The sequence below is a fragment of the Salimicrobium album genome (assembly GCF_900107115.1).
Lineage (GTDB): Bacteria > Bacillota > Bacilli > Bacillales > Halobacillaceae > Salimicrobium > Salimicrobium album.
The window spans coordinates 471,013-494,284 of record NZ_FNOS01000002.1 but is presented as its reverse complement, the minus strand read 5'-3'; the positions used below and the strand labels follow the sequence as shown (position 1 = coordinate 494,284).

Sequence of the window (23,272 nt, the reverse complement as noted above, 5' to 3'; positions counted from 1 at the left end):
ATCGAAGAGCTTTAGAACTAGCAGTCCACTCTTCTTCAGCTGATTTAAACATGTAAATAGCTGGAACTTATCTCATTATATTTTTTCATATACTTTCTCAAACGCATCATTTTAAATAACCGTTATCTCTAATTTTTATCTAGATGGTATTATCTGGAGTCTTATCGTCACCATAATAGATGAAAGTATTTTTTTATTCATGTTTGCACACACAATGGATGGTTCTCCTATAGAATTTTCTAGTGCTAACCATATACCCTTCTCTCCTCTATTTCTAATCAACTGCATAAGTACCATCTGGACAAAGATCGAGGAATGGACAAAAACGGCACTCAAATCCAGGTTTTGCTTCCATCATAATGGCCATCTCCTCTTCAGGACGTTCAATTTCTCCTATGATTTTCTTTTTGTTCACCTTGACAGATCTATATATATCTTCCTTCTTCTTTTTTTTAAGTCCAGGAAATTGATAATTCTTTTTGGAGGGGGTATACCTTATACTTCTCTGTGCCATACTCTCTATCTGGAATCGTGTCCACTGAGGAAACAACCCCTCTACATATGTGATTACTTCTTCTTTGTTTTTCTTTGTACATTGCTTAACTGTATTAATGATTTCACTAAATAGAAATCGATGTATGAATTCATCTGAAAAAGTAGGATATTTATCTAATACATAACCGTAGTAAAATCTCCTTGGACACAATTGATACTCCGCAAGTATATCTTCATACTTCAATCCTTCCATTGCCTCATGAAAATTATCGTCTTCAAGCTTATATGTTTGGAAATCATATATATTGTAAGGTCCCTCTTCCCTTTCTTCTAATGTAGAAGAATTTTCATGGATATCCATATTCAAGTATTGGACATAAACGGTCGGTTGAAGATTTTCCCTATCCAAAAAGTTACGCATCCATGATAATTCCGACTTCTCATTGAAAGTAAATTCAAGCGAAATGAACATAAGATATCTAGAAATATCCTTGACTGATTTATTTCGGAGCTCATTCATTTCTAACTCTCGATGCCACTCACTCAAATTCGAATAAGTAATCTCCTGCAGAGGCCAAGGAGTGGCAAATTTCCCTAAGGGAAGGCCTTGTTCATCCAAACCAGTTAAATAGAAACTACGGTCAGAATCCTTGAAAGCTTCTCCGTCAACCTCAATAAAAGGCTTGATAAAGGTCTCTTCATCGTCTGATAACTTACCACTTAAATAAAACCGGATAGCTTCTCCTATGTCTTCATATAGAAATCTCTGAGAATCATCTATAATCGATAACTTGTGATTGATTTTTTCCACTAGCTCTTTTTCCGTTCTCTGAAGCTGCACTTTATTCTTCGCAGGATTATATTCATGCATTAAATTTGAGAGACGCTTGAAATGTTCATTGATATAAGAACCATCTTGAGACATATCAAATAGATTCTCAGCCATTTCCTTCAACAAAAGAATAAAAATATGCAGTTGTTTCACATCGTCTATGTTCAAGGATAAATAACCTATTTTCGAAAAAGGATCAATGGTACTCCCATGCACTCTATTATCGCCCTCGTTATGAAATAACGGCAAAATCGAATTGTACTGCTGTTCAAGATTATCTATACACTCTAACCATTCATCAATTTCGTGACACCGAGCGAAAAAAGGTAATAATTGATTGAGCTCATATGTGAACTGCTGCGCGTTCAAGCCCTTCTCCTTATCACTCAACCATCCTGAGGTGAAGCATGCCATCAATATCTCTTTATTCAATATCAATTTATCACCTTTACGCATTTCATGAATTTTCAAAATGAACTGCCCTACGGGGTAACTCAGAAAATTCCGCTTATCTGCAAACCTCTCTGGATAATATTGAATGAGAAGCTCATTCAATATATCAGCATTTGTGGCAACCAATTGGACATCTTCTTTTGTATCACTAGCTTCTTGACCGATGGGGTAATGGCTCATGATTACACTATGTAAAAAATCAAAGAATGAATCATAAGCAACAACTTTTTTCGTTTCTGACCTTTCTAGATGTTTTCCTTCTTCAAATGATTGCAAAAAATTCGCCCCTACTGTGTTGGGGTTGTCTGGTCGCTTCTGAATATTCCAATGGTCTGTCCAACCAAATCTTCTAGAAATAAACGACTTTGAAAAATCGAAAGTATTAGGAAAGCGATCATCATAGAATTGAAAGAAAATCAGCTCATACCCTGCTCTCTCTAGAAGTTTCAAAAATCTCTGCTGCTCTGGAGTGATGAAATAAAAACCATGTAATACTATTGTTTTTTGTGATTTATTAACTAAAGGGATTTCTTTGTCATTAATTTTATTTAAAATTTCATTTATCTTTTCTGTCCTATACTTCTTGGTAAGCGATTCTCTCATTTTACAATAGATGGGGGTTTCTTTTTCCATTTCCCCCCATAAATTCACAAAAAATTTTTCTTTGTTTTCCAGGTTATGATTCTTACTTTTCTCTACTCCTTTTAAACTGCTTGGCTCAACACCACTGAAAACTAAAAAACGTATAGTATCTAGTACTTCTTGAGCGTTATTCCTAAATGAACTTTTTATATTAACGTCTCCTGGAGTTTCAGTAATCAATCTGCATAGAATTAGATATTGTTCCATGATATTCTCTGGTTGATGCCACTTTTGAAAAAAACCACTCATTACTTGATGGATTGTGAAAATATGACTGAACTCATCTGATTGTTTACACTGATAACGAGTCTTAATACCTTCAGCCATATTTTTTGTTGCACATATATGAACGGCATCTTTGATACGATTATAACTTTCATGACTCCCCCATTGCTTAGGGTTGTAATAAGTTTCTACTTCAACTGTCATAAGGTATCACCTCAACTCCCGTTTCTTCGATAATTTCTGCCCATGTATTTTTTGCAGAACGATGAGGGGTGAATACGACTAACCTTTCTTTAACTCTAGTCATAGCCACGTACAAAAGCCTTGTTTCTTCTTTATAAGCTTCCTCTCTGTCCTCTTTCGAAAGTTCGTCATAATAGCTGTTTTGTGTTTTTAAATCTTTTATAAACCAAGCTGCTTTACGATTTAAATCATGGTTATCTTCATTTTCTTCTATATGGAAGGCAGTCATTTTAAAGTCAAAAGAATTGTTTGTTTTTGGAATAATCACTGTATGGTATTCAAGGCCTTTAGAACGGTGAACTGTGGTAATGTCAACCGTCTGTTCCGAGGTCTTAACCATTGGCTCGTTTTCAGTCCTGTTCGTACGCATTTGCAGAGTAATCCATTCATAGATATTGTATAGTGTAGCATTCATCATATCGAACTGAAGTTGTATAATATTCATCAAGTGGAATAGGTTCTTTTTATATTTCATTAGAAATTCATCTAATTCTTTTTGACTACTAAACTTATCATTATAATATTCTCTCAAATAACGGAACAATGATTTTTCTGAAATTATTTTTTGAATCACGGCCATTACAGGTAGCGTCTTCAGTTGATTGAAGTATTTGTTGAAATCGTCACCGATTTTACTGTGGATAAATGCAAGGATTTCTTCATCCCTTCCATTAAATTGTAACAAAAGCTTGTAAGGAATAGCGTATCTGAAATAAGGAGATTGTAAAGTGTTCAATACATGCTTAGCATCTCCAGGAAACATCAATCCATCTAATAAGCTTTTAAAATCTTTCACTGCTTGACTTGTATAGAAAGTTCCATCCAGGTTTTGAGACGTGCTTATTCCAGTAGAATCAAACCATTGCTTCACTTGTTTAGCCTGCTTGTTAGTACGAACGATTATAGAAATTTTTTTATTCTTTTTTTCAGGAAGATTCTTTACTAATCTCATTGAGTAACGAACAGCTTCAACCGTACCTCTTTTAGCCTGTTCATGATTAGCGCTATAGAACTTAAATTCACTGTTAGTTTTTTGACGCTTATTCATTCCTTCGAGTTCGTCGGAATAAGTCAGCCATCCTTTCTCCCCCCATACGACAAAAAGTTGATGTAAACGTTCTAAAATAGTAGAAGCAGTACGATAGTTTTGGTTTAGTTTTCTATGAAGAAAAGCAGACTCTTGTTCTCCTGTACCTTTTACTTTCTTATCTAACAAGTCAAACGACTTGTAATCCGCGCCCCGGAAGCGATAAATAGATTGTTTGATATCTCCTACTACAAAGATTTTATAATCCAGAAACTTAGACAGACTTGCTACAAGGTCAATTTGAACATTATCGCTGTCCTGAAATTCATCCATGAAAAGATACTTATCGTGTGTTAGTTGCTTCATTTTAATCCCATCATTACTGAACTCTTTCAATTTTCGAATCAAATCATTAGTTGATACAGCATTTTCAACTTTCTTCACTTCATCTAAGCGATTTTCACAGTGCCCTATTACATATTCAAACAGACTGTTCATTGAATCGTAACTTTCATCAATAGCATTTCCCCACGACAAACACTGCATTTCTTTTTTTGATAAACCTTTCTTTTCTACCTCATCCCAAAACTTTAATAGAATCGTCTCAAGTTTATAGTGCTCTAATTTACTCATATAAGAAGCGTTGGGATTTAACCTATAATGTTGATTAATCAGTTCACGGATAACTCTTTTCTTCTCATGGACAAAACTTCTTACTTTCACATTTTTTCCATATCCGATTTCGTGAGCCAAGGTAGTTAGTATATCCTTCGAAAAAGAATGTATAGTCTTGATTTCTACATCTTTTATTGCTTCAGCATATAATCCAAACTTAACTCTCCCGGTGATTTTAGATAAAGTAGTAAGCTTGCTTTGTAATCTCTTTTTCATTTCCTTAGTCGATTCATTCGTGAAGGTGATCATAATAATATCTTCTAAAGAAACACCCTTGGTTAACAAAAACATAATCCGATCAATCATGACATGCGTTTTTCCTGTACCTGCGCCAGCTGTTACCATCAATTTTTCATTATGTGGTGCATGAACAATGTCAAACTGTCCAAGGTTAAACATCCTAAAGTGCTCAGATATGAAAGGTGGAAGTGCTGATTCACCATCTTCTATTTCCAACACATAATCTAAAGGACATTCCCCTTCACTCGTAAAGCACTGCAATTGATATGAGTTTATAAATTCACATAAACTCAATTCCCATTCTTGATCTAATTCGAAATAAGTTAAAACAAATACTTTCACACCATGGCTCAGTTCTTCACAAATCTCTTCTTTTCTATCTTCGAAACTTAGCTTATCAGGGAATACATATAGTAAGGAATAACGTTCTGGAATAGCTATTGAAAAGTTCGATTCTAAGTCGAAGTACTGTTTCATCCTCCTCCATTGTTTATCACTCAATGGCTGATCAGCTTTAAAGACAAAGTATTCATGAATTCGTTCAATCCCTTTACTGTTCTCTAAATCATCTTTGAAAAGTACCGGGGGAATATTGATTTTTTTATGGAACCCTCTATTTTTCCATTCTTTTCGAGTGATATAAGGTAAGGCAATTACTGCTCTTTTTGAAAACCTACGGAATAAAAGTTGCTCATCTTCTAATTCGTTACTCAGAAAGTCCAATTGTGTGACAGCCTGTTTAAAGGGGTTGGCTTTATCAGTATAAAATCCAGCATTGAAGTGCCACTCCCCCCCATGAATCGTTTCAATCTGTTCTATACTGATTCCTTTCACTTCAATTACGGATAATCCGTGCTCTCTATCAACAGTTAATATATCGATTTCCTTAAATCCTTTAAATCCTTTTTTATGTAAAGGAAAATGCATAAAAGTATGACAATCACGGTTTCTTGCGTAATTTTGTATAGCGTTCCAAACTTTACGTTCAGCTTTATAACCAGACGGTTCTACCATTCTTTCATCGATAGTTTCCATTATGGAATTAGTATGAAGATTTAGTATTTCTTTTTCTGACACTTTGACATGTAAATCAGATAACTTTGTTAACTCCGACTTATCTATTTTGATGTTTATAGGTCTTTCGGCTTTGTTTTTAGACATAATCATTTCCATATGGGGGGTCATTCTTTTTCTTACTGCTCCCGAATCTCTAAATTCACGATTTAAATCATAAAGAACTTGCTGATTATATCCAAGTGCATCCAGATATTCCCATAACCTATCTTTAGGAATAATCATAGCTTCTACTTCCAAGATATCCTCAAATCGAATCTTTTTATTATCTATACTTTTATTCTTAGTAGACAACCACATAATATTATAGTGTGTAGTAGATAAGTCTTTATTTAAAAGCCATCCTAATCGAGCACTCCCCCGGACTAAAGATGACAGTTCAAATGTGAACGTTCGTAGATTTTTATTAGCATAATAAAAAGCACATTTGTCATCAATGAGCATAGTTTTTTTATCATTCTGCAGTGACACATCAATTCCTTTCATTTGCCTTTCAAAGTCATGCACCCTCACAAAATCCTCTCCAATGTAAGGGTACAGGTACTTATCTATGAATTTCGAAACCTCAGCTTCGACATTGATATCATCTTCAAAATTCGACTTCATTTTTTCACCTCAAATTATGTACAATTAAATATTTTATGAAGGGGAACACTCTGTATACTTAATATTCAATTCGATTAATAAGGTAATCACTCCAAAAGAGAGTCACAAATAATCCAAAAGAATCATACAATACTATTGTAACAAATTATAACAATTTTTTTACATATTAGCTATGAAGTACAGTAAATCTCTTGAAAGCTAAGAAAGACCATCCAAAACCGGATTACCTTCTCCCCTTCTATATATTTACTGCAATCCAGCTCGTCATTCTTACTCCGATTTTACCCACAGTCCCCTTCATACTCAGACGCTTCACGTAAGAAGTTACATAATTATAAATCAGCGGCTACCGTTCTGGATAAAGCGGCTTACTCCTTAGCATTTGTTGCATAAAAATTACGAACCACAGCCGCTAATATATACAACACTAGCACCTGCTTTGTGGTGCTCGAACCGTTATACCATTTTCCAAATACGTAGTAAGGAATCTCCATGTTCAAGAGTTTCGCCCCTTGAGAATAAAAGTTATTCGTAATGCTAATAATGGTGCTCCTTACTTCCTTCAGATAAGTGAAATGGGGCGTCGTGAAGCTGATTTCTCAAAAAATACTTATAAAAAAGATGCCCTATGCTGCTCTTCAGCATAAAGACATCTTCGGCAAAGCGTCATCGTAAAAGTTCAACGTAATCCGCTCTCTTACTCTTCTTCGAAATAATGCTTGTAAAACCCGCCCATTCTTTCTGAATCGTCGATAATGAAGTAAAATTCCTCACTCTCGTTCTTTACATCGTAGATTTTCCCTGGAGTGAGCACATTATCCACTACGAATTTCTCGGCATTGTTGTGTACGCATTTGATACGTTTCACCGTCGCATTGTTTTCCCACGTTTTATGGATCATCCGGATTCCTCCTCTTTTTTCTTACATGATACGTGGTCCGTACTATTATTGTCCATTATGTAGAAGAAAAAGCTCAGCTTTTTCTTCAGGGAATGAATACCCGTTATCTGAATAAATAAAGATAGTCCCCGTACCCCTGCTCTTTCATTTCGCTTTTAGGAATGAACGTAAGTGCCGCGGAATTGATGCAGTACCTTAGACCGCCCTGATCCTTAGGACCGTCCTCGAATACGTGACCGAGATGGGAGTCCGCTCCGGAGCTGCGCACTTCCGTACGGATCATACCGTGGGTCTGATCGACTTCTTCTTCGACCTGCTGTTTTTCCATAGGTTTGGTAAAACTGGGCCATCCGCATCCGGCATCGTATTTATCTGTGGAAGAAAACAACGGTTCTCCGGATACGACATCTACGTATATGCCGTCTTCTTCGTGATCGTGATATTCATTCTGGAACGGCCGTTCCGTTGCATTTTCCTGGGTCACTTTGTACTGGATATCCGTCAGGCTGTTTTTCAGATCCTCTTTGTTCTTGTCAAGTTTCCAATGATCTTTGATAAATTTCGCCCTCCCTGAACCTTTTTTGTACATTTTATAGTGGAACCTGTTTTTCTTGTAGTAGTCCTGGTGTTCCTTTTCAGCTTCGTAAAACTTACTGGCCGGCAGTATGGGAGTTACGATAGGATTGCGGAATTTTCCGGAAGCTTCGAGCTCTCTCTTACTTTCTTCAGCGAGCTGCTTCTGTTCTTCATCGTGATAGTAGATCGCTGTCGTATAGGAAAACCCGCGATCGGCGAATTGACCTTTATCGTCGGTAGAATCGATCTGTGTCCAGAAAATATCAAGCAGTCGGCGATACGGGAAAATCTCAGGGTCATAAACGATTTCTACGGCTTCCCTATGTCCTGTGTCCGTCGTCACTACCTGCATGTAGGTCGGGTTTTCCACGTCCCCTCCCGTGTAGCCTGAGGTGATGGAATGGATACCGGGCCTTTCGTCAAAAGGCTCTACCATACACCAGAAGCATCCGCCTGCGAATGTTGCTGTCTTCAGTTGCTGTGCCAAATGAACCCCTCCATACTAATTCGTTCCAATTATATTGTTTCTGAATTAACGAAAAATATCAATTTTCGTGCTTACTGCAATGATGGCCGGTTATTTCAGGAAAGTTTCCAGTTCACGGGAGAACGCCCCTTTTCCTCGAGGAACGCATTAGCCCGGCTGAACGGTCTGCTTCCGAAAAAACCTTTGTGCGCGGCGAAGGGACTCGGATGAGAACTTTCGATTACGAAATGCTTCTCCCTGTCCACTCCGTCCGCTTTCTGACGGGCGGCTCTCCCCCACAGGAAAAACACGACCGGTGTCTCCCGCTCATTTAAAACTTCAATCACTTTATCCGTGAACTGCTCCCACCCTTTCCCCTGATGGGAATGAGCCTCCCCGCGGCGGACGGTGAGAACGTTATTCATCAGTAATACTCCCTCTTCCGCCCATGGAAGAAGGGTTCCTCCGAAAGGCGCCGGTACCCCTATATCTTCCTGAAGCTCTTTGAATATATTCCGGAGTGACGGCGGGATGGTGACACCGGGTCTCACCGAGAAACTGTAGCCGTGCGCCTGCCCCGGGCCATGATAGGGATCCTGGCCAAGAATGACCACTTTTGTATCTTCATACCCGGTAGTCTGCAGCGCGTTGAATATATCGTGCATCGGAGGATATATTTCTTTCTTTCCGTATTCTTCTTTCAGAAAAGACCGCAGCTGCCGGTAGTAAGGCTTCTCCTGTTCCGGCTGCAGAAGCGGATTCCAGTCGTTATTCAAATCGATCACTGTTGCTCCCCCCTGTCCACTTATTAAAAATCAGGCACATCTGTCTGTTCAGTTGACCGAATACAGGGAGACCAGCCGGTAATGACAGATAGTCCTGCCGTCTTTCAACGTCAGCTGCTCAATATTGGCCGTTCCGATCTGGTCCGATTTCAGATGACGTCTCACTTCCAGATGTTCATGCATCGGAAACAGCTGATACCCGTCGAACGTCACTTCAAACAGATTATCATCCGGATTTAGTCTTTTTTCTTTTCCTTCGGTAATAAGCACCCATCCCATTGAAAAGGGAGTAGCCATATGAATTCCTCCTCAGCTATATTTGATCGTGACACTGGACCCGCTGCCCGTAGCATTGACCTGCATCTGTACGGGTATTTCCTCTTTCAGCTGCGGGACGTGTGAAATGATTCCTAACAGACGATTCCCGTCCTGCAGTGATTTTAGACATTCGATCGCCTGCTGCAGGGAAATATCATCGAGAGTCCCGAAACCTTCGTCGATGAACAGCGTATTCAACTGTACACCTCCGGCATGGGACTGGACGACATCCGCCATACCGAGAGCAAGACTTAAAGCGGCTTTGAACCCTTCGCCTCCGGACAGGGTACGTACCGATCTTTCGAGTCCCGTGTACTGATCCATCACTTCAAGGTCCAGTCCGCTTTGAGCTCCCCTTTTGGCGATTTCTTCGCTCCGTTTCAACTGATAGCGGTAGTCGGTCATCACCTGGAGCCGCTGATTCGCCTGAAGCAGGATTTCATCGAGATACGAAGCGAGTACATATCTCTCGAGAGAAAGCCGGAGCGAATTGTCTCCGTTCGTAACACGGGCAAGGTCTCCCACCTCATAGAACAACTGCTCGTTCGTCCCCTGCTCCTTCAGGAGGTCATTAAGTTCCCGCAGGGATTTCTCATTGTGCTTTCTTTCATAACCCTTCTGAGTGAGTCTTTCCTGAATGTTGTTCATTTCCTCCGTAATCTCCTGTATTTCCTGTGCGAGGGAGTCGGTGGGGATATACGCTGTTTCTTCACCGATTTTTTCGTCGAGTTCTTTCAGACGGCTTTCGATGAATTTTTTTCTGTTTTCATAGTCCTGGATTTCTTTTTTTGCAGCTTCCACTTCACCGGGAGTTATTTTACTCTCTTTGTAGTCTTCCAGACTTGAAAAGGAAGTCTTTTCAAACATTTGTCTAAACTCTTCTTCGTTGGCTCTTACTGTTTTTTCCGCTTTCTCATACGTCTCTCTATGCTGTTTCAATGTCCCCTCAAGGCCGCTGCGTTTTTCGGCAAGACGGGACAGTTCATCATCGATCCGCTGCTTCTCTTCCGTCATTTTCTCGTGCCGGGCGCTGATGTCTTCATATATCCGCTCCAGCGTATCAGTCGTCAGTTCCTCGACATTTCCGAACTGAGACAGGGAACGATAAAATTCTTTCAGTTCTGCTTCCACCTCGTAAATCTCTTTTTGTACGGCATCATACTGAGCTTTCAGAGTTTCGTATCGCTCCCTTTTCTCTTCCAGCGATCTCTGGACTTCTCTGTGCGTGCGTTCCGTCTCATCCCTTTCTTTTCTTTCCGCATCAAGCTTCTCTGTTTCTGTCTGCAACGTGTGCAGGCTGCGGTTCACTTCTTTGATCTGTTCTTCCAGGTTTCCGGCGACATCATCCGCCGGTGTTGCTTCCACTTCATAACCGTTCGCTTCCAGTTCCTGCTTCTTCGATTCTTCATCCGCTTTTACCCGGAACACCTTCTCCTGCAGCTGCTCTTCCTGTTTTTTCAACTGCTTCACGGCTTCTTCCGCTGCTTCTATCTCCTCTTTATCCACAGCCTCTTCCGGACGCGCAGGCGACGGGTGATGATCGGAGCCGCACACCGGACAGGAGTCGCCGGGGGCGAGTTCAAGCATCAGAAGATAAGCCTGGTGTTCTTTCTGCGAGGAAGTCAAACGTGTCCATTCTTTTTCTTTATTGATCCTTTCCTCTCTTTTCTCCCGGAAAAAGGCTTCATGTCTTTCCCGTTCCTTCTGCTCTTCCGCCCATTTTGCCGCGAGGCCATACATCCGGTTCAGTTTTTCTTTTTCGTATTCCTGCCGGTCGGTCTTCCCTTTCCAGTCGAAGTACTTCTGATCTATACCCTGAAATTGCACCAGACTGTCCGAAAGGGCTTTCTCCTTCTGCCTGCAGCGTGTGCCATCTTCCTTTTGTTGTTGAAGTTCTTTCCTCAGCTCTTCTTTCTTTCGCTTTTTCGCGTCTGCATTTTTTTCTTTGTCTTTTATTTCAGGAAACCGTTCCCTGTCTTCCTCGAGACGGTCCAATTTCCGTTTCAGCTGCAGACGTTCTTCTTCTTTCCCCTCAAAATCTTTCCGCTCCTGCTGCTTTCTTTCCTGCTGCTGCACCACTTTCTCATAATCTGCTTTCGTCTCATTCCTCTGGCGCTCCAGGTCCTTGAGGTCATGTTCGGCTACTCTCACCTGTTTGTCGTAAATTTCGAGCTTATCTGCTTCTTCTCCCTTCGCGGCCATGGTCTTTTTCTTCTCGATTTCCTGCTTATGAGACTGTATCTCTTCCTGTCTCTTCGCGTAATCTTCCCGATCTTTCAGCAGGTCATTGTGCTGTTCGATTTTCTTAAGCTTCTCTTCTATATCGTTTTTCACTTTTTCCCGGGCTGCTTTACGTTCCCCGATCCGGGCAATCAGCTCATTCTTCCCGTCAATATCTTGCCGGATATAGTACATGGCATCAGCAGGATTTTCGGGCAGATCTTTTTCTTCATCGAAATAAAGGTGTGACACGATGTCTTTCGCTTTTTCCCTCGACTTCTTAATTTCCCCCTCCAGGCCCGCTCTCTTCTGTTTAAGTCTTTCCGTGACGTCCATATACAGGCTGGTGTCGAAAATTTTACGCAGCACTTCTTCCCGTTCCCGGCTGTTTTCGGAGATAAGTTTGCGGAACTCTCCCTGAGGAATCATCATCATCTTGCGGAACTGCTCGTAATTCAATCCGAGCATATCCTCGACAAGCTGATCCACCTCCCTCACTTTCGAAGCCAGAAGCTGACGCTCTCCTTCCGGATCGAAATACAGTTCAGCTCTGGCCGGCTCTTCTTTCGTTCCTTCTCCCCTTTGTTTCGCCACTACCTGTTTCGGGGATCTTTCAAGCGCATACGTCTTGTTGTTTATACGGAATGTAAAAGAGACAAATGTCTTTTCTTCGGGCCGGGACAGCTGGCTTCGTAAGGTTTCCTGGTCGCGGTCGCTGCCGCTGGCCTTTCCGTACAGAGCAAAACAGATGGCGTCGAATATTGTCGTCTTTCCTGCACCTGTCGGACCGGTGATAAGAAATATGGGATACTGTTTCAGTCTCTCAAAAGAAATAGTCTGCCTGTTTTTATACGGTCCGAAGGCCTGCAGGGTCAACTCCATGATTTCCATGCTTATACCTTCCTTTCCGACTGTCTGATATCTTCGATGATCTGCTGAAGAATTTCCTGTTTCTCACCGCTGAGCTCTTCGTCTTTCACCAGTTCAAAATACTCGCTCATCACCTCTATCGGAGCTTTGTTCCGCTTCTCTCTCACTCTTTCTATATCTTCTTCCCGGAAAGATCCGGTGATTCCTTTTCGTTCCAGATGAAGGACGTTTGGATAGACCGTTTTCAACTGACCGACGGGGTCAAGTATTTCTCCGTCATCAAGCAGTCGTATATTCAGGTAATTATCGCGGTTCACAGTCGCATCCCCTTTCATCAGATCGCTGAAATAGCCTTCCACTGTTTCGAGGTCCTTCTCAGGGGCAAGAGGAATCTGCCGGGTGCTCGTCTCCCCCGGTGTGATATCTGCTACAGTGAGTGATTTATTGTGCGTCACTTCCGAGAAGGAGTATTTGAACGGAGAACCGCTGTAACGGATGTGCGGAGAACCTACGCGCTGAGGCTGGTGGAGGTGGCCGAGAGCCACATAGGAGAAATCGTGAAACAGTTCCGCCTCCACATATGGAGTCCCGCCCATCATCGTCAGTCTCTCTTCGGAATCGCTCTCCATGCCGCCCTGTATGAAAGCGTGGCCTACGAGCACGTGGCGCTCGTTCATGTCGAATCTCTCCCGGATGTCTTCGACGATCGCCTCATAAGCCTCCTGGTGAGTCTTAATCTCCTTCTCCCTGAAAACTGCCTGCGCTTCCGCAGGTTCTATGTACGGGATCAGGTGGAAATATACGGGACCCTCTTCATCGAGAAGTACGACAGGCTCCCGGTTTTCTTTCAGTTCCGTATGCAAGTGGACTCCTCCGAGTTCAAACAGGGACGTCCCGAACGCAAGGCGTTCACTGCTGTCATGGTTACCGGAAATCATAAGAACCGGTATATTCAGCTTCCGCAGGTGAAGCAGCGTATCGTTCAGCACTTTCACCGCTTCTTTAGGCGGGATGGCCCGGTCGTACAGATCTCCTGCAATAATGACGGCATCCGGCTGTTCTTCTTCACATATTTTCAGAAACTGTTGAATAACTTCGTTCTGGTCTTCGGTCAGATGCTGTTTGTAAATGATTTTTCCTAAATGCCAGTCGGCAGTATGGATGATTTTCATTTGTTCTCCTACCTTTCTTCTTCCAGATAAGAATCGTACAAATGGTCAAAAGCAGCGAGCGCCCCCGGAAAAGGGCTGTGATACTCCAAATATGCACTGAGTTCATCATAGGTAGCGGACTGTTTCGGAAAGCTGTGCTCATGAAACATCCAGTCAGCCAGCTTCTTTTCGGGTCCCTCATTTAAATCACCCCGGAACCTCATCATATAATGATAAAATGAACGCTTCATATACAATTCCTCCCCACACTATCGTATTACTGTTTTATCATGCTTTTCCCTCCGTTACAAAAAAGAACGCCGACCGGGGGTCAGCGTCTAATCTTCATCCAGGTATTCCCGCTGTCGTTTCATCCGCTTCCGGAAAACGATCCGGGAAAGGATGATACTGATTTCATACAGCAGAATCAGCGGTACAGCCACCACCAGTTGCAGGATAAAGTCAGGCGGAGACAGAATCGTGCCCATGATGACAAGTATGAGATAAGCATACTTCCTGATTTTGATGAGAAACTGGGGGTTCACTATGCCGAGACTCGTCAGAAACATCAGAATAAGGGGGATTTCAAAAAACACGGCGAACGGTACAGTGACCCGGAAAAGAAACTTAAAGTACCTTTCCACTGTATAAATTTCCGTGAACATGCCGTCATTCAGATCGAGAAGAAACGGCATGATAAATTTGATGAATATAAAATACCCGAATACCAGCCCTGCAATAAACAGAATAAAGATAAAGGGTATGTACATGAGTGATACACGTTTCTCCACTTTTGTAAGTGCCGGCCTGATAAACAGCCACAGCTGAAACGAAAACATCGGCAGCGTAGCTGCGATCGCAATAATGGATGCAATTGTAAATACGATCCATATGATTTCACCCGGGCTCGTCATATGAAGCTCGAATGATACGTCATTTAAAAAATAAGCCTGTATAGGTCGATGATAAAGAAAGCCCACGACGAAAAATGCTATAAACGTCACCAGCGTCAGGATAATTCTTTTTCGTAACTCGCCTAAATGTTCTACATAATTCATCTCCTGATCGGCCAATGTTCACCCTCCCTGTCGAAATGAAACAAAAAAGTAGATGTAAGGATATCCCTTACATCTACGCATCTCCTTACTTGTTCTCTTTGTCCGAGGATTTCTTCGAATCGTCGGACATAATATCACCGGTGGCGTTCTTGAACTCTTTCAGCGTCGTTCCGAAAGCTTTACCGATCTCCGGCAGTTTCGAAGGTCCGAAAATAACCAACGCTATAACCAAAATTAAAATTAAACCTGGTACCCCTATAGATGCCACGTGGCTTCACCTCTTTAATATACATATTGGTTCCAGCCGTGTGATTTTAAACCTGACCGGGAACCCTGATGAACATAAGTTCGTTTCGTTCATCATATCACGGAAATCGCTTTATGTCTCTACTGATTTATTATTTCCTGTCATAAATACAGAAAAAATAGTCGTACGGATTCTTCTCATCCCGCATTCCTTTTTCTTTGTCCGTAAGTTCCCACCTCGACCAGTCAATCTCCGGAAAATAGGTGTCCCCTTGGAAAGAATGATCGATATGCGTGACATACATCCGGTCGACATCCTCAAGCATCGATTCGAACAGCACCGTCCCGCCGATCACGAACCATTCTTTTTCTGGATCTCCGGAAGTAATAGCCCGTATTTCGTCCACGGAATGGACTACGGTGCAGTCGCCTGCTTCGTAGTTTTCATCTTTTGTAATGATGATATGTTCCCGTTTCGGGAGAGGGCCGTCGAGAGATTCGAACGTCTTCCTGCCCATGATAATGGTAGAATGCATCGTTTTCGTCTTAAAGAACTTGAAGTCATTAGGAATATGCCAGGGAAGATCATTATCTTTCCCTATAAGTCTGTTGTTATCCATTGCAAAAATAAACGAAATCATGTTTTCCCTCCTATACTGCTACAGGTGCTTTGATGCCCGGGTGAGGATGGTAACCTTCAATCCCCACGTCCTCGATGGACAAATCAAATATAGACTTTTCAGGGGCGTAAATATTCAGCTCAGGGAGCGGCCCGGGATCTCTGGACAGCTGCTTCTCTATTTGTTCAAAGTGATTATGGTATAGGTGTGCATCCCCGAGAGTATGCACGAATTCCCCAAGCTCCAGCCCGCATTCGTTCGCAATCAGATGCGTCAGAAGAGCGTAACTTGCAATGTTGAAAGGTACGCCAAGGAACGTATCCCCGCTCCTCTGATACAACTGACAGGACAACTCCCCATTCTGCACGTAAAACTGGAACATCGTGTGACAGGGAGGCAGAGCCATGTTTCCCGGCACATCTTCAGGGTCCCAGGCTGTTACGATATGTCTCCTGGAATCAGGATTCGTTTTAATGGAATGGATCACTTCTTTCAGCTGGTCGATCACATTGCCGTCCGATGTCCTCCAGGCCCTCCACTGTTTTCCGTACACATTACCAAGGTCCCCGAATTCCCGGGCGAAATCATCGTCTTCAAGAATTCTCTGCTTGAATCTGTCCATTTCTTTTTCGAAGTCTTCGGCAAAACTTTCGTCGGAAAGCCGCCTCCGGCCGAAATCGCTCATGTCCGGACCGTCGTACTTACTGCTGGACACCCAATTTTCAAACGCCCATTCATTCCAGATGTTATTGTTATTTTCGAGAAGGAACCTTATGTTGGTGTCCCCCTTTATAAACCACAGCAATTCGCTCCAGATCAGCCGAAACGGAACCTTTTTAGTGGTAAGAAGTGGAAAACCTTCCTTCAGATCGAATCTCATCTGATATCCGAATACAGAACGTGTACCCGTTCCTGTCCTGTCTCCTTTATCCTTACCGTTATGTAATATATGTCTGCAGAGATCCAGGTATGCCTGTTCATTCATTCTTCATCGCCTCCTTCATAAATAGAGCAGTACATTGAAATCATTATTCTCCGCCCCCGCCTCCTTCAAGGATACAGGCTTTTCACTATTTGCGAAAGGTTTTAGAATCATTCTCCCGGATGACGTCCGCCCGGGAGTCGACTCCCCCGCCGATACTCAGAATAGACCGAGCTGACGCGGGTTCAGTCCTTCGTACGATACTCCCAAATGCCCCATCATTTCCTTAGCATTTGCAGCGGCATCGTGCCCTGAGTTGTTATTGAAGAGCATAGTGATGGAGTTCGACTCCTTTAGAAGTTTCTCGATGGAAGGGACCCAGTTTTTCAGTTCTTCCTCATTATAATTATAAAGAAAGCGGACGGCTCTCCAGTCTTTGTGTCCGTTTTTTTCCCATCCGTGTACGTTGCGCCCGTGCAGCCTTATTAAAGTCTTATCCTTATTCGTCGCCCGAACGACAGCCGGAACCGATCCTTCCCCCGCCTGAGGCTCATCGCATACCGTATGGATAAATCCTTCTTCTTCCAGAAACGAAAGCGTCCTCTCCCGGTATGCTTCCCTGTACCAACTCTGATTCCGGAATTCGATGGCTACGGGATAGTCCTTGAGCCACTCCCTGATCTGCCTCATTTTCTGAATGTTTTCCTTCTTCACATCGAACCAGGGCGGGAACTGGAATAATAAAGCATTCAGTTTTCCTGCTTTCACGACCGGTTCGATCGATTCCTTATAAGCCTCCATCAGCTCGTGAAGTTCCTGTTTCGACCTTTTTTCCCGGTCGTGTCCTGTCAGCCCCCTGAAAGCTTTGATTACAAAAGAGAAATTCCGCGGAGTATCCTTCACCCATTTTTCGTAGTAGGTCTGTTTTTGAATAGCATAGAAAGCTGTGTCCACTTCCACCACAGGAAAATGAGACGCATACGCCTGCAGTTTTTCATGGGACCGTACAGACTCTTCATACAAAGATGGATGATCGCTCCATCCTGTGAGTCCAATATTGATGTTCATCGTTGTCACCTCCCGGAATATAATCTATTATAATATTTCTTAATAAGAATTTGAAATTTTTTCGAACACTTCCTTGACTAATATTGATAATTACGATATATTATTAAGTAAGCAAATAAGATGTTTGGAATCATAAAACAAAGGTAACTCCTAATGAGAAGTGCTTATGCTTTTGTATTCCGCACTTTTGTTAGGACGTTTTGTTATGTTCCGCATCATATTTGTAATATCACGTGTTACGTGCAAGATCTAGGAGGATTTAATTATGCAAAACGGTACAGTAAAATGGTTTAACGCAGAAAAAGGTTATGGCTTCATTCAGGTAGAGGAAGGTAACGACGTATTCGTACACTTCTCCGCTATCCAAGAAGAAGGTTTCAAGTCTCTTGAAGAAGGTCAAGAAGTCACTTTCGAAATCGTAGAAGGCGACCGTGGCCCACAAGCGGCTAACGTTGTTAAACAATAAATTAAATGTCCCAAAAGCAACAGCATTGAGCTGTTGCTTTTTTGTTTGGATTTATACTGTCTTTTTGAGTCTGGTAAGTCGTCCCGGTCTGTCTTCGTTTATACAAGACAGTTCGAGACGGCTTTTTTTATCTGATTTCAGAGGGTTCCCCTTTTATTAATATATTGCAACCTTACTCCGTTCTGCGTATAATGTTACTTTGTCAGGCTTTCGCGGTTCGCAAACTCCCGCGTTACCAAAACTAAGGAGGAAAAGTATTATGACGAATGAACTATTATGGATTATCTTCGCCCTGGTCAATTTCAGTATGCTTCTGGTGATCTACCGGATTTTCGGTAAATACGGCCTGTTCGTATGGATCGGTATGGCTACTGTTGTTGCAAATATTCAGGTAGTGAAGACAGTTGAATTGTTCGGATTGACTGCCACCCTCGGTAATATTATTTATGGGACAGCTTTTCTCGCGACAGACATTCTGAATGAAAAATACGGAAAAGAATCTGCAAAAAAAGCAGTGTGGCTCGGATTCTCCGCACTAATCACCATGACTATCATGATGCAGTTTTCGCTCCGGTTCATACCGGCTGAAAGTGACATTGCCCAGTCCGGTCTTGAAACACTGTTCGGCATCGTTCCGCAGATTGCCATCGGCAGTCTCCTTGCCTACATCGTGAGCCAGTATTTCGACGTCTGGCTGTATGCTCTGTTAAAAAGATTCTTCCCGAAAGATCGTCAGCTTTGGATCCGGAACAACGGTTCGACGATGATCAGCCAGCTGCTCGACACTGCCGTATTCTGCGGTATAGCCTTTTACGGTCTGTATCCATTTGACGTCTGGCTTGAGATTTTCTGGACCACTTATTTCATCAAGTTCATCGTGTCACTGCTGGATACGCCTTTTCTATATGCAGCAAAATCCTTTTCATTCAAGGAGTGACGATTGTGATAGAAATTTACACAGACGCTGCGACAAAAGGAAACCCCGGTGTCAGTTACTCCGGGGTTTATATAAAAAACAACCAGGATAAAGTGTACCGTACTTCGTACCTCGGTACACTTTCAAATCATGAAGCGGAATTTGCAAGTGCCTGTTTCGCACTCGGGATTTGCAAGGACCTTTATCCGGGAGAAATCATTTCTTTGAGAACGGATTCTAAAATAGTTGTCGAAACATTCGAGACCGGCCGATGTAAAAACAAAGATTTTCAACCCTACCATGAACAATTGCTAAGGCTGGCCGAACAGTTCTCTTTTGTATTTATGAAGTGGATTCCGGAAAAAGAAAATAAAACGGCAGACCGACTGGCTAAAGAAGCGCTTCAAACTCATTTATATGAGTAACAACACAGATTTTACAGATCTATTTTTATTTTTTCTTTCGGAGTTGCTACTAAGTATTAATAAGAATCATTAAAAGAGAAGTTTAAAAAAACCCGCTTTCTGTGCACTCAGAAAGCGGGTTTTACAATTATTTTTTTCCGAAGAACTGGTAGTAATTCGTTTCTATAAAGCCGTTGAACAATTTTCTCTTCTTCGTAGCTTCCGTACCGTATACCTTTTCGAACTGAGAATGGGCGGTAAGTATATAAACACTCCACGTCGGGAAGTCTTTCATAGTCCCGCCGAGCTGGCGATACGTTTTCTCAACCTCTTTCCTGTCCCCTATCCTTTCGCCATACGGCGGGTTTGAAATGAGATAACCGCCTTTCTCTTCGGGTTTGAAGTCCCTTGCCTGCATCTGTTTAAAAGGGATCAGTTCTCCGAGCCCCGCTTCCATAGCGTTGGCTTTTGATATTTCTATCATCTTCGGATCGATATCCATCCCCTGTATATTGACGGGCTGATCATACTGCGCTTTGTCTTCAGCCTCTTCAAAAGCCGCATCCCAGTACTTGTCACTGACGAACGACCAGTTTTCGGAAGCGAATTCCCGGTTGAACCCGGGAGCGATGTTCTGCCCGATAAGTGCCGCTTCTATCGGTATCGTACCGGAGCCGCAGAAGAGATCGACGAAAGGGGCATCCCCCCTCCAGTTCGTCACCTGTATGAGCGCGGCAGCCAGCGTTTCTTTTAAAGGGGCCTCTCCCTGACCTACACGATAGCCCCGCTTATGGAGACCGGAACCCGAGGTGTCCAGTGTGAGCCACGCCTCGTCTTTATTGATATCCACTTCCACACGATAAAATGCCCCCGTCTCCTCCAGCCTGTCCGCGATACCGTACTTCTGCTTCATACGTTCTACAATCGCCTTTTTCACGATAGCCTGACAGTCAGGGACGCTGTATAATTTCGATTTTTTGGATTTTCCAATGACCGGAAACTCTCCATCTTCCGAGATGAACTGTTCCCATGGAAGAGCTTTCGTATTTTCGAACAGTTCGTCGAAACTGTAGGCGTTGAACTTACCGACGAGAAGCTTCACCCGGTCGGCGGAACGGAGCCATAAGTTCACTCTCGGTATATCGGAAGGGCGGGCTTCAAAGACAGCGCGGCTGTTCTCCACCTTCACGTTTTCATACCCGAGATCCCTCAGTTCCTGCCCGACGATCCCTTCAAGTCCCATCGCGGCTGTAGCTATAAGCGTAATTTTATCCATCAATATCACATCCTTATATTAAAAATAAATAGTTTCCATGCGACCTTCACCCGGTGGCTGAATTGCTGTCTTAAAGAAAAAACCTCCATTACGGTAATCCTACCATAAAGGAGGTGACATATCTTATGTATGACCGGGAGATGCCTGGTAAGCCATGTTCTGTACCTTTGTACTGCCGGCGGTGGTCAAACCTCGTACTCCGGTGGTAATCATCTATCTGCCGGCGATGCCGGCCTCTTTCTCCGTTTCATTCCTTCGAAAGAGTGCCCCTACCTAAGTTTGGGTTGCTCGCTCGAGGGGTTTACCTCGTTCCACCCGAAGTATTTCTACTTCGGCTCCGTCACTGTGGCACTTTCAAGATAGTCAGACCATATCCCATCCGGGACACAGGTCTTTTCTCTGCCGTTAGTGCTTGGCACTACCCAGACTTATGATTTCGTCTGGCACGAACACTACAAGCAATCTCAGCTTGTGCGAGCATGGACTTTCCTCTGCCATCGGCAGCGATTACCTCAGCATCTCCCATGTTGCGAAAGTTCATTTTATCAGATTCCCGGACAATTGTCATCGAACAATTTATTCCTGATCATCCTGATATTCACGAGAACCGAATACTTCCTTCTCCAGGTTGGACAGACGTTTCAAAATATCGTAGTTCACCTGGTTGCCGGACTTCATCGATCTCGTTTCCCTTTTCTCGGGCTGGACCGGATCCTTCGAAAGGGACCGATTCTTCTTAAGGCGGTCATTTTCTTCTTTTAAATCCTTGATCATTTGCTCGTACTGTTCATAATCCTGGATAACCAGGTCGAGGTATTCATCCACTTCTTCCTGATTATAACCTCTCATCGACGTTTTGAAATCTTTTTCAAGTATTTCTTTTCCTGTCAAATGAAACCGATCTTCCGTCATTCCATTCACCTCTTATCCTGCGAGTACTTATATTCTTTCAAAACTGGGTGCGTCTGTCAATCGGGATTTCCTCCTTCAAACAGTTCTGGGCTCGTCCATTCCAGTTCTTCTACGGTATCCTGAAGATCCTCCGGGGTGATCCGCTCTATTTCATACCCTTCGGCAAAACGAGCCATTTCCAGAAAGAATTTGGGAGTCCCGGGAGTCTCTTCATCATAAAGAACAAGCGCCCTGTCAGAATGCTCGATCAGAAAACGATCTTTCGCTTTAAACTGAAAAGCACCCTGATAGCCGCCTTTGTAGACCGGCTTATAAAAATCCGCATCTTCTTTTATTTCCTGAAAAGCCATCTGGATATCTTCGGGCCAGCGCTCTTCCACACCTTCAAAAGGAGGAAGAACCGCCAGGGACACATCATAGTCTTCTTTCAACGCCAGCACGACCTGGGCCGTCCAGAATTCTACACCCGGCTGACAGGAGACGAGGACCCACTCTCCTCCGTCCTCGAGAAAAGCGACGAGTCTTTTCCGGATAGCCTCTTTTATAAACAGCACCCGTCTGTCCTCCCCCTGGAAGATTCCCATTTCGTGAGACTTATAACCTGTTACGACCAGGCGTCTGTCCAATTCGGCTCCACCTCCCTCTTCCTTCCTGATTCATCACCTGTAAATCTGTTTGCGGTTGTTTTTCAATGAAAACCCACTAAAACTATTATAGCTTTAGTGGGCCGGAGTGAAAACTGTTCATTTGTTAAGATCTTCCGGAGTGAAAGAAAAAGGCAGAAGTTCTTCCATCGTCATCGATTTGATCTGCCCCTTCACATTAGTCGTGTGTATCACTGTGTCGGAATCGAAGAACTCACTCATCACCTGTCTGCAGGAGCCGCACGGAGGTACCGGGCGATCTGTGTCTGCAGTGACTGCCAGCGTCTCGAAATCATAGTGGCCGTCTGCTACAGCTTTGAAAATAGCCACCCGTTCAGCACAGCAGCTCGTCGGATAAGCGGCATTTTCAATATTCACTCCTTCGTATACCTCACCGCTTTTCGTAAGCACTGCGGCTCCCACCGGAAATTCGGAATAGGGTACGTACGCTCTCTTCCGTATATCTATCGCTTTCTGGATTAATTCGTCTCTCGTTACCATCATATCCCCTCCTCTGTTAGGGATATTCATTATATAAAACACCCGTCCTTTTGTAAAGCGTTTGCATTCGACCTTCAGAGATTGTCCAGCACCATGTCCAATACGTAGTGGGAAGACTGATGAAGATCTTTGTACCTGTTCTTATCCACGTCAAGATAATAAGAATGAAGAATAAGCATTTCTATGTTTTCATGCGTCGATTTGATCTGATTCGGGTGTACGGTTACGTCTCTTTCCTTTACAAACGGTTCCACTTCTTCGTACCAGTCCTGGACCAGCTCGAAATAAGGTGCTGTTTCATTTTTCACCTTTTCAAAAAATTCGTGATCCGTCCGGTCCACCGGGCCGGTGTGTGAAGTGTATCGCTCGTGCAGCTCGTCCAGAGATTCTTTAAGCGTACGGGTTCTTTTTTGCAGACTCATCCATACCCTCCTTTTCCC

At 42.9% G+C, this 23,272-nt stretch carries 22 protein-coding genes and 1 other RNA gene; 3 read left to right on the top strand and 20 right to left on the bottom strand.

Annotated elements, in window-relative coordinates; translation table 11 throughout:
- Positions 1–274: 274 nt before the first annotated feature.
- The 14 genes from BLU03_RS06045 to BLU03_RS05980 form a co-directional block, all read right to left on the bottom strand.
- Complete coding sequence (locus tag BLU03_RS06045) at positions 275–2,851, bottom strand: hypothetical protein (protein WP_093106309.1); 2,577 nt, start codon at positions 2,849–2,851, stop codon at positions 275–277.
- A complete protein-coding gene (locus BLU03_RS06040; RefSeq protein ID WP_093106306.1) occupies positions 2,841–6,512 on the bottom strand; it encodes a UvrD-helicase domain-containing protein in 3,672 nt (1,223 codons plus the stop codon). The genes BLU03_RS06045 and BLU03_RS06040 overlap by 11 nt, the downstream gene beginning before the upstream one ends.
- Positions 6,513–7,209: 697 nt before the next feature.
- Positions 7,210–7,413 carry a DUF6501 family protein gene (locus BLU03_RS06035; RefSeq protein WP_093106304.1) on the bottom strand — a complete coding sequence of 68 codons (204 nt, stop codon included), beginning with the start codon at positions 7,411–7,413 and terminating at the stop codon, positions 7,210–7,212.
- 103 nt (positions 7,414–7,516) lie between these two features.
- Complete coding sequence (msrB, locus tag BLU03_RS06030; RefSeq protein ID WP_093106301.1) at positions 7,517–8,476, bottom strand: peptide-methionine (R)-S-oxide reductase MsrB; 960 nt, start codon at positions 8,474–8,476, stop codon at positions 7,517–7,519.
- A 95-nt stretch (positions 8,477–8,571) separates the two neighbouring features.
- On the bottom strand, positions 8,572–9,240 hold the full coding sequence (locus BLU03_RS06025; RefSeq protein WP_093106299.1) for a uracil-DNA glycosylase: 669 nt from the start codon (positions 9,238–9,240) through the stop codon (positions 8,572–8,574).
- Between the two features lie 48 nt (positions 9,241–9,288).
- On the bottom strand, positions 9,289–9,537 hold the full coding sequence (locus BLU03_RS06020) for a DUF2584 domain-containing protein (RefSeq protein ID WP_093106296.1): 249 nt from the start codon (positions 9,535–9,537) through the stop codon (positions 9,289–9,291).
- Positions 9,538–9,549: 12 nt separating this feature from the next.
- Entirely contained in the window at positions 9,550–12,669 is a 3,120-nt protein-coding gene (locus tag BLU03_RS06015; RefSeq protein WP_093106294.1) for an AAA family ATPase, read from the bottom strand.
- A gap of 2 nt (positions 12,670–12,671) precedes the next feature.
- Positions 12,672–13,820 (bottom strand): exonuclease SbcCD subunit D, encoded by a 1,149-nt coding sequence (locus BLU03_RS06010; RefSeq protein WP_093106291.1) that lies wholly within the window; start codon positions 13,818–13,820, stop codon positions 12,672–12,674.
- An 8-nt stretch (positions 13,821–13,828) separates the two neighbouring features.
- Positions 13,829–14,050, bottom strand: a complete 222-nt coding sequence (locus BLU03_RS06005) for a YozE family protein (protein WP_076570144.1) — start codon at positions 14,048–14,050, stop codon at positions 13,829–13,831.
- Between the two features lie 87 nt (positions 14,051–14,137).
- Positions 14,138–14,872, bottom strand: a complete 735-nt coding sequence (tatC, locus tag BLU03_RS06000; RefSeq protein WP_008587592.1) for a twin-arginine translocase subunit TatC — start codon at positions 14,870–14,872, stop codon at positions 14,138–14,140.
- A 70-nt stretch (positions 14,873–14,942) separates the two neighbouring features.
- A complete protein-coding gene (locus BLU03_RS05995; RefSeq protein WP_008587590.1) occupies positions 14,943–15,125 on the bottom strand; it encodes a twin-arginine translocase TatA/TatE family subunit in 183 nt (60 codons plus the stop codon).
- Positions 15,126–15,255: 130 nt separating this feature from the next.
- Entirely contained in the window at positions 15,256–15,744 is a 489-nt protein-coding gene (locus BLU03_RS05990) for a dihydrofolate reductase (protein ID WP_076570141.1), read from the bottom strand.
- 10 nt (positions 15,745–15,754) lie between these two features.
- Positions 15,755–16,708 (bottom strand): thymidylate synthase, encoded by a 954-nt coding sequence (locus tag BLU03_RS05985; RefSeq protein WP_093106287.1) that lies wholly within the window; start codon positions 16,706–16,708, stop codon positions 15,755–15,757.
- A gap of 156 nt (positions 16,709–16,864) precedes the next feature.
- Positions 16,865–17,713 carry a DUF72 domain-containing protein gene (locus BLU03_RS05980; RefSeq protein WP_076570137.1) on the bottom strand — a complete coding sequence of 283 codons (849 nt, stop codon included), beginning with the start codon at positions 17,711–17,713 and terminating at the stop codon, positions 16,865–16,867.
- A 265-nt stretch (positions 17,714–17,978) separates the two neighbouring features.
- Here BLU03_RS05980 and BLU03_RS05975 point away from each other — a divergent pair, with 265 nt between their 5' ends.
- The 3 genes from BLU03_RS05975 to BLU03_RS05965 all read left to right on the top strand — a co-directional run bounded on the left by BLU03_RS05975 (position 17,979) and on the right by BLU03_RS05965 (position 19,520).
- The gene (locus BLU03_RS05975; RefSeq protein WP_008587582.1) at positions 17,979–18,179 is read left to right on the top strand and encodes a cold-shock protein; all 201 of its coding nucleotides are present in this window, start codon (positions 17,979–17,981) and stop codon (positions 18,177–18,179) included.
- A 259-nt stretch (positions 18,180–18,438) separates the two neighbouring features.
- Positions 18,439–19,116, top strand: coding sequence for a queuosine precursor transporter (locus BLU03_RS05970; protein ID WP_076570135.1), 678 nt, complete (start codon positions 18,439–18,441; stop codon positions 19,114–19,116).
- A gap of 5 nt (positions 19,117–19,121) precedes the next feature.
- A complete protein-coding gene (locus tag BLU03_RS05965) occupies positions 19,122–19,520 on the top strand; it encodes a ribonuclease HI family protein (protein WP_093106285.1) in 399 nt (132 codons plus the stop codon).
- A gap of 127 nt (positions 19,521–19,647) precedes the next feature.
- Here BLU03_RS05965 and BLU03_RS05960 read toward each other — a convergent pair whose 3' ends face one another.
- From BLU03_RS05960 to BLU03_RS05935, 6 genes are all read right to left on the bottom strand, one after another.
- Entirely contained in the window at positions 19,648–20,775 is a 1,128-nt protein-coding gene (locus BLU03_RS05960) for a THUMP domain-containing class I SAM-dependent RNA methyltransferase (protein ID WP_076570131.1), read from the bottom strand.
- 144 nt (positions 20,776–20,919) lie between these two features.
- Positions 20,920–21,294, bottom strand: an RNA gene (gene rnpB, locus BLU03_RS05955) — RNase P RNA component class B.
- Positions 21,295–21,351: 57 nt separating this feature from the next.
- A complete protein-coding gene (gene gpsB, locus BLU03_RS05950; protein ID WP_093106282.1) occupies positions 21,352–21,687 on the bottom strand; it encodes a cell division regulator GpsB in 336 nt (111 codons plus the stop codon).
- A gap of 56 nt (positions 21,688–21,743) precedes the next feature.
- The gene (locus BLU03_RS05945) at positions 21,744–22,313 is read right to left on the bottom strand and encodes an SLOG family protein (protein WP_093106280.1); all 570 of its coding nucleotides are present in this window, start codon (positions 22,311–22,313) and stop codon (positions 21,744–21,746) included.
- 117 nt (positions 22,314–22,430) lie between these two features.
- Positions 22,431–22,832, bottom strand: a complete 402-nt coding sequence (cdd, locus tag BLU03_RS05940; protein ID WP_076570121.1) for a cytidine deaminase — start codon at positions 22,830–22,832, stop codon at positions 22,431–22,433.
- A 74-nt stretch (positions 22,833–22,906) separates the two neighbouring features.
- Positions 22,907–23,254: a DUF1798 family protein gene (locus BLU03_RS05935; RefSeq protein ID WP_093106277.1), complete on the bottom strand. Its 348-nt coding sequence runs from the start codon at positions 23,252–23,254 to the stop codon at positions 22,907–22,909.
- Positions 23,255–23,272 lie beyond the last annotated feature (18 nt).

Coding starts and splice junctions, on each gene's coding strand:
- BLU03_RS06035 (WP_093106304.1), bottom strand. CDS start 7,413: ATGATCCATAAAACGTGGGAAAACAATGCGACGGTGAAACGTATCAAA.
- BLU03_RS05960 (WP_076570131.1), bottom strand. CDS start 20,775: ATGGATAAAATTACGCTTATAGCTACAGCCGCGATGGGACTTGAAGGG.
- BLU03_RS05935 (WP_093106277.1), bottom strand. CDS start 23,254: ATGAGTCTGCAAAAAAGAACCCGTACGCTTAAAGAATCTCTGGACGAG.
- BLU03_RS06010 (WP_093106291.1), bottom strand. CDS start 13,820: ATGAAAATCATCCATACTGCCGACTGGCATTTAGGAAAAATCATTTAC.
- BLU03_RS06005 (WP_076570144.1), bottom strand. CDS start 14,050: ATGAAGCGTTCATTTTATCATTATATGATGAGGTTCCGGGGTGATTTA.
- gpsB (WP_093106282.1), bottom strand. CDS start 21,687: ATGACGGAAGATCGGTTTCATTTGACAGGAAAAGAAATACTTGAAAAA.
- BLU03_RS05985 (WP_093106287.1), bottom strand. CDS start 16,708: ATGAATGAACAGGCATACCTGGATCTCTGCAGACATATATTACATAAC.
- BLU03_RS05970 (WP_076570135.1), top strand. CDS start 18,439: ATGACGAATGAACTATTATGGATTATCTTCGCCCTGGTCAATTTCAGT.
- cdd (WP_076570121.1), bottom strand. CDS start 22,832: ATGGTAACGAGAGACGAATTAATCCAGAAAGCGATAGATATACGGAAG.
- BLU03_RS05990 (WP_076570141.1), bottom strand. CDS start 15,744: ATGATTTCGTTTATTTTTGCAATGGATAACAACAGACTTATAGGGAAA.
- BLU03_RS05980 (WP_076570137.1), bottom strand. CDS start 17,713: ATGAACATCAATATTGGACTCACAGGATGGAGCGATCATCCATCTTTG.
- BLU03_RS06045 (WP_093106309.1), bottom strand. CDS start 2,851: ATGACAGTTGAAGTAGAAACTTATTACAACCCTAAGCAATGGGGGAGT.
- BLU03_RS06040 (WP_093106306.1), bottom strand. CDS start 6,512: ATGAAGTCGAATTTTGAAGATGATATCAATGTCGAAGCTGAGGTTTCG.
- BLU03_RS05975 (WP_008587582.1), top strand. CDS start 17,979: ATGCAAAACGGTACAGTAAAATGGTTTAACGCAGAAAAAGGTTATGGC.
- BLU03_RS06020 (WP_093106296.1), bottom strand. CDS start 9,537: ATGGCTACTCCCTTTTCAATGGGATGGGTGCTTATTACCGAAGGAAAA.
- BLU03_RS06015 (WP_093106294.1), bottom strand. CDS start 12,669: ATGGAAATCATGGAGTTGACCCTGCAGGCCTTCGGACCGTATAAAAAC.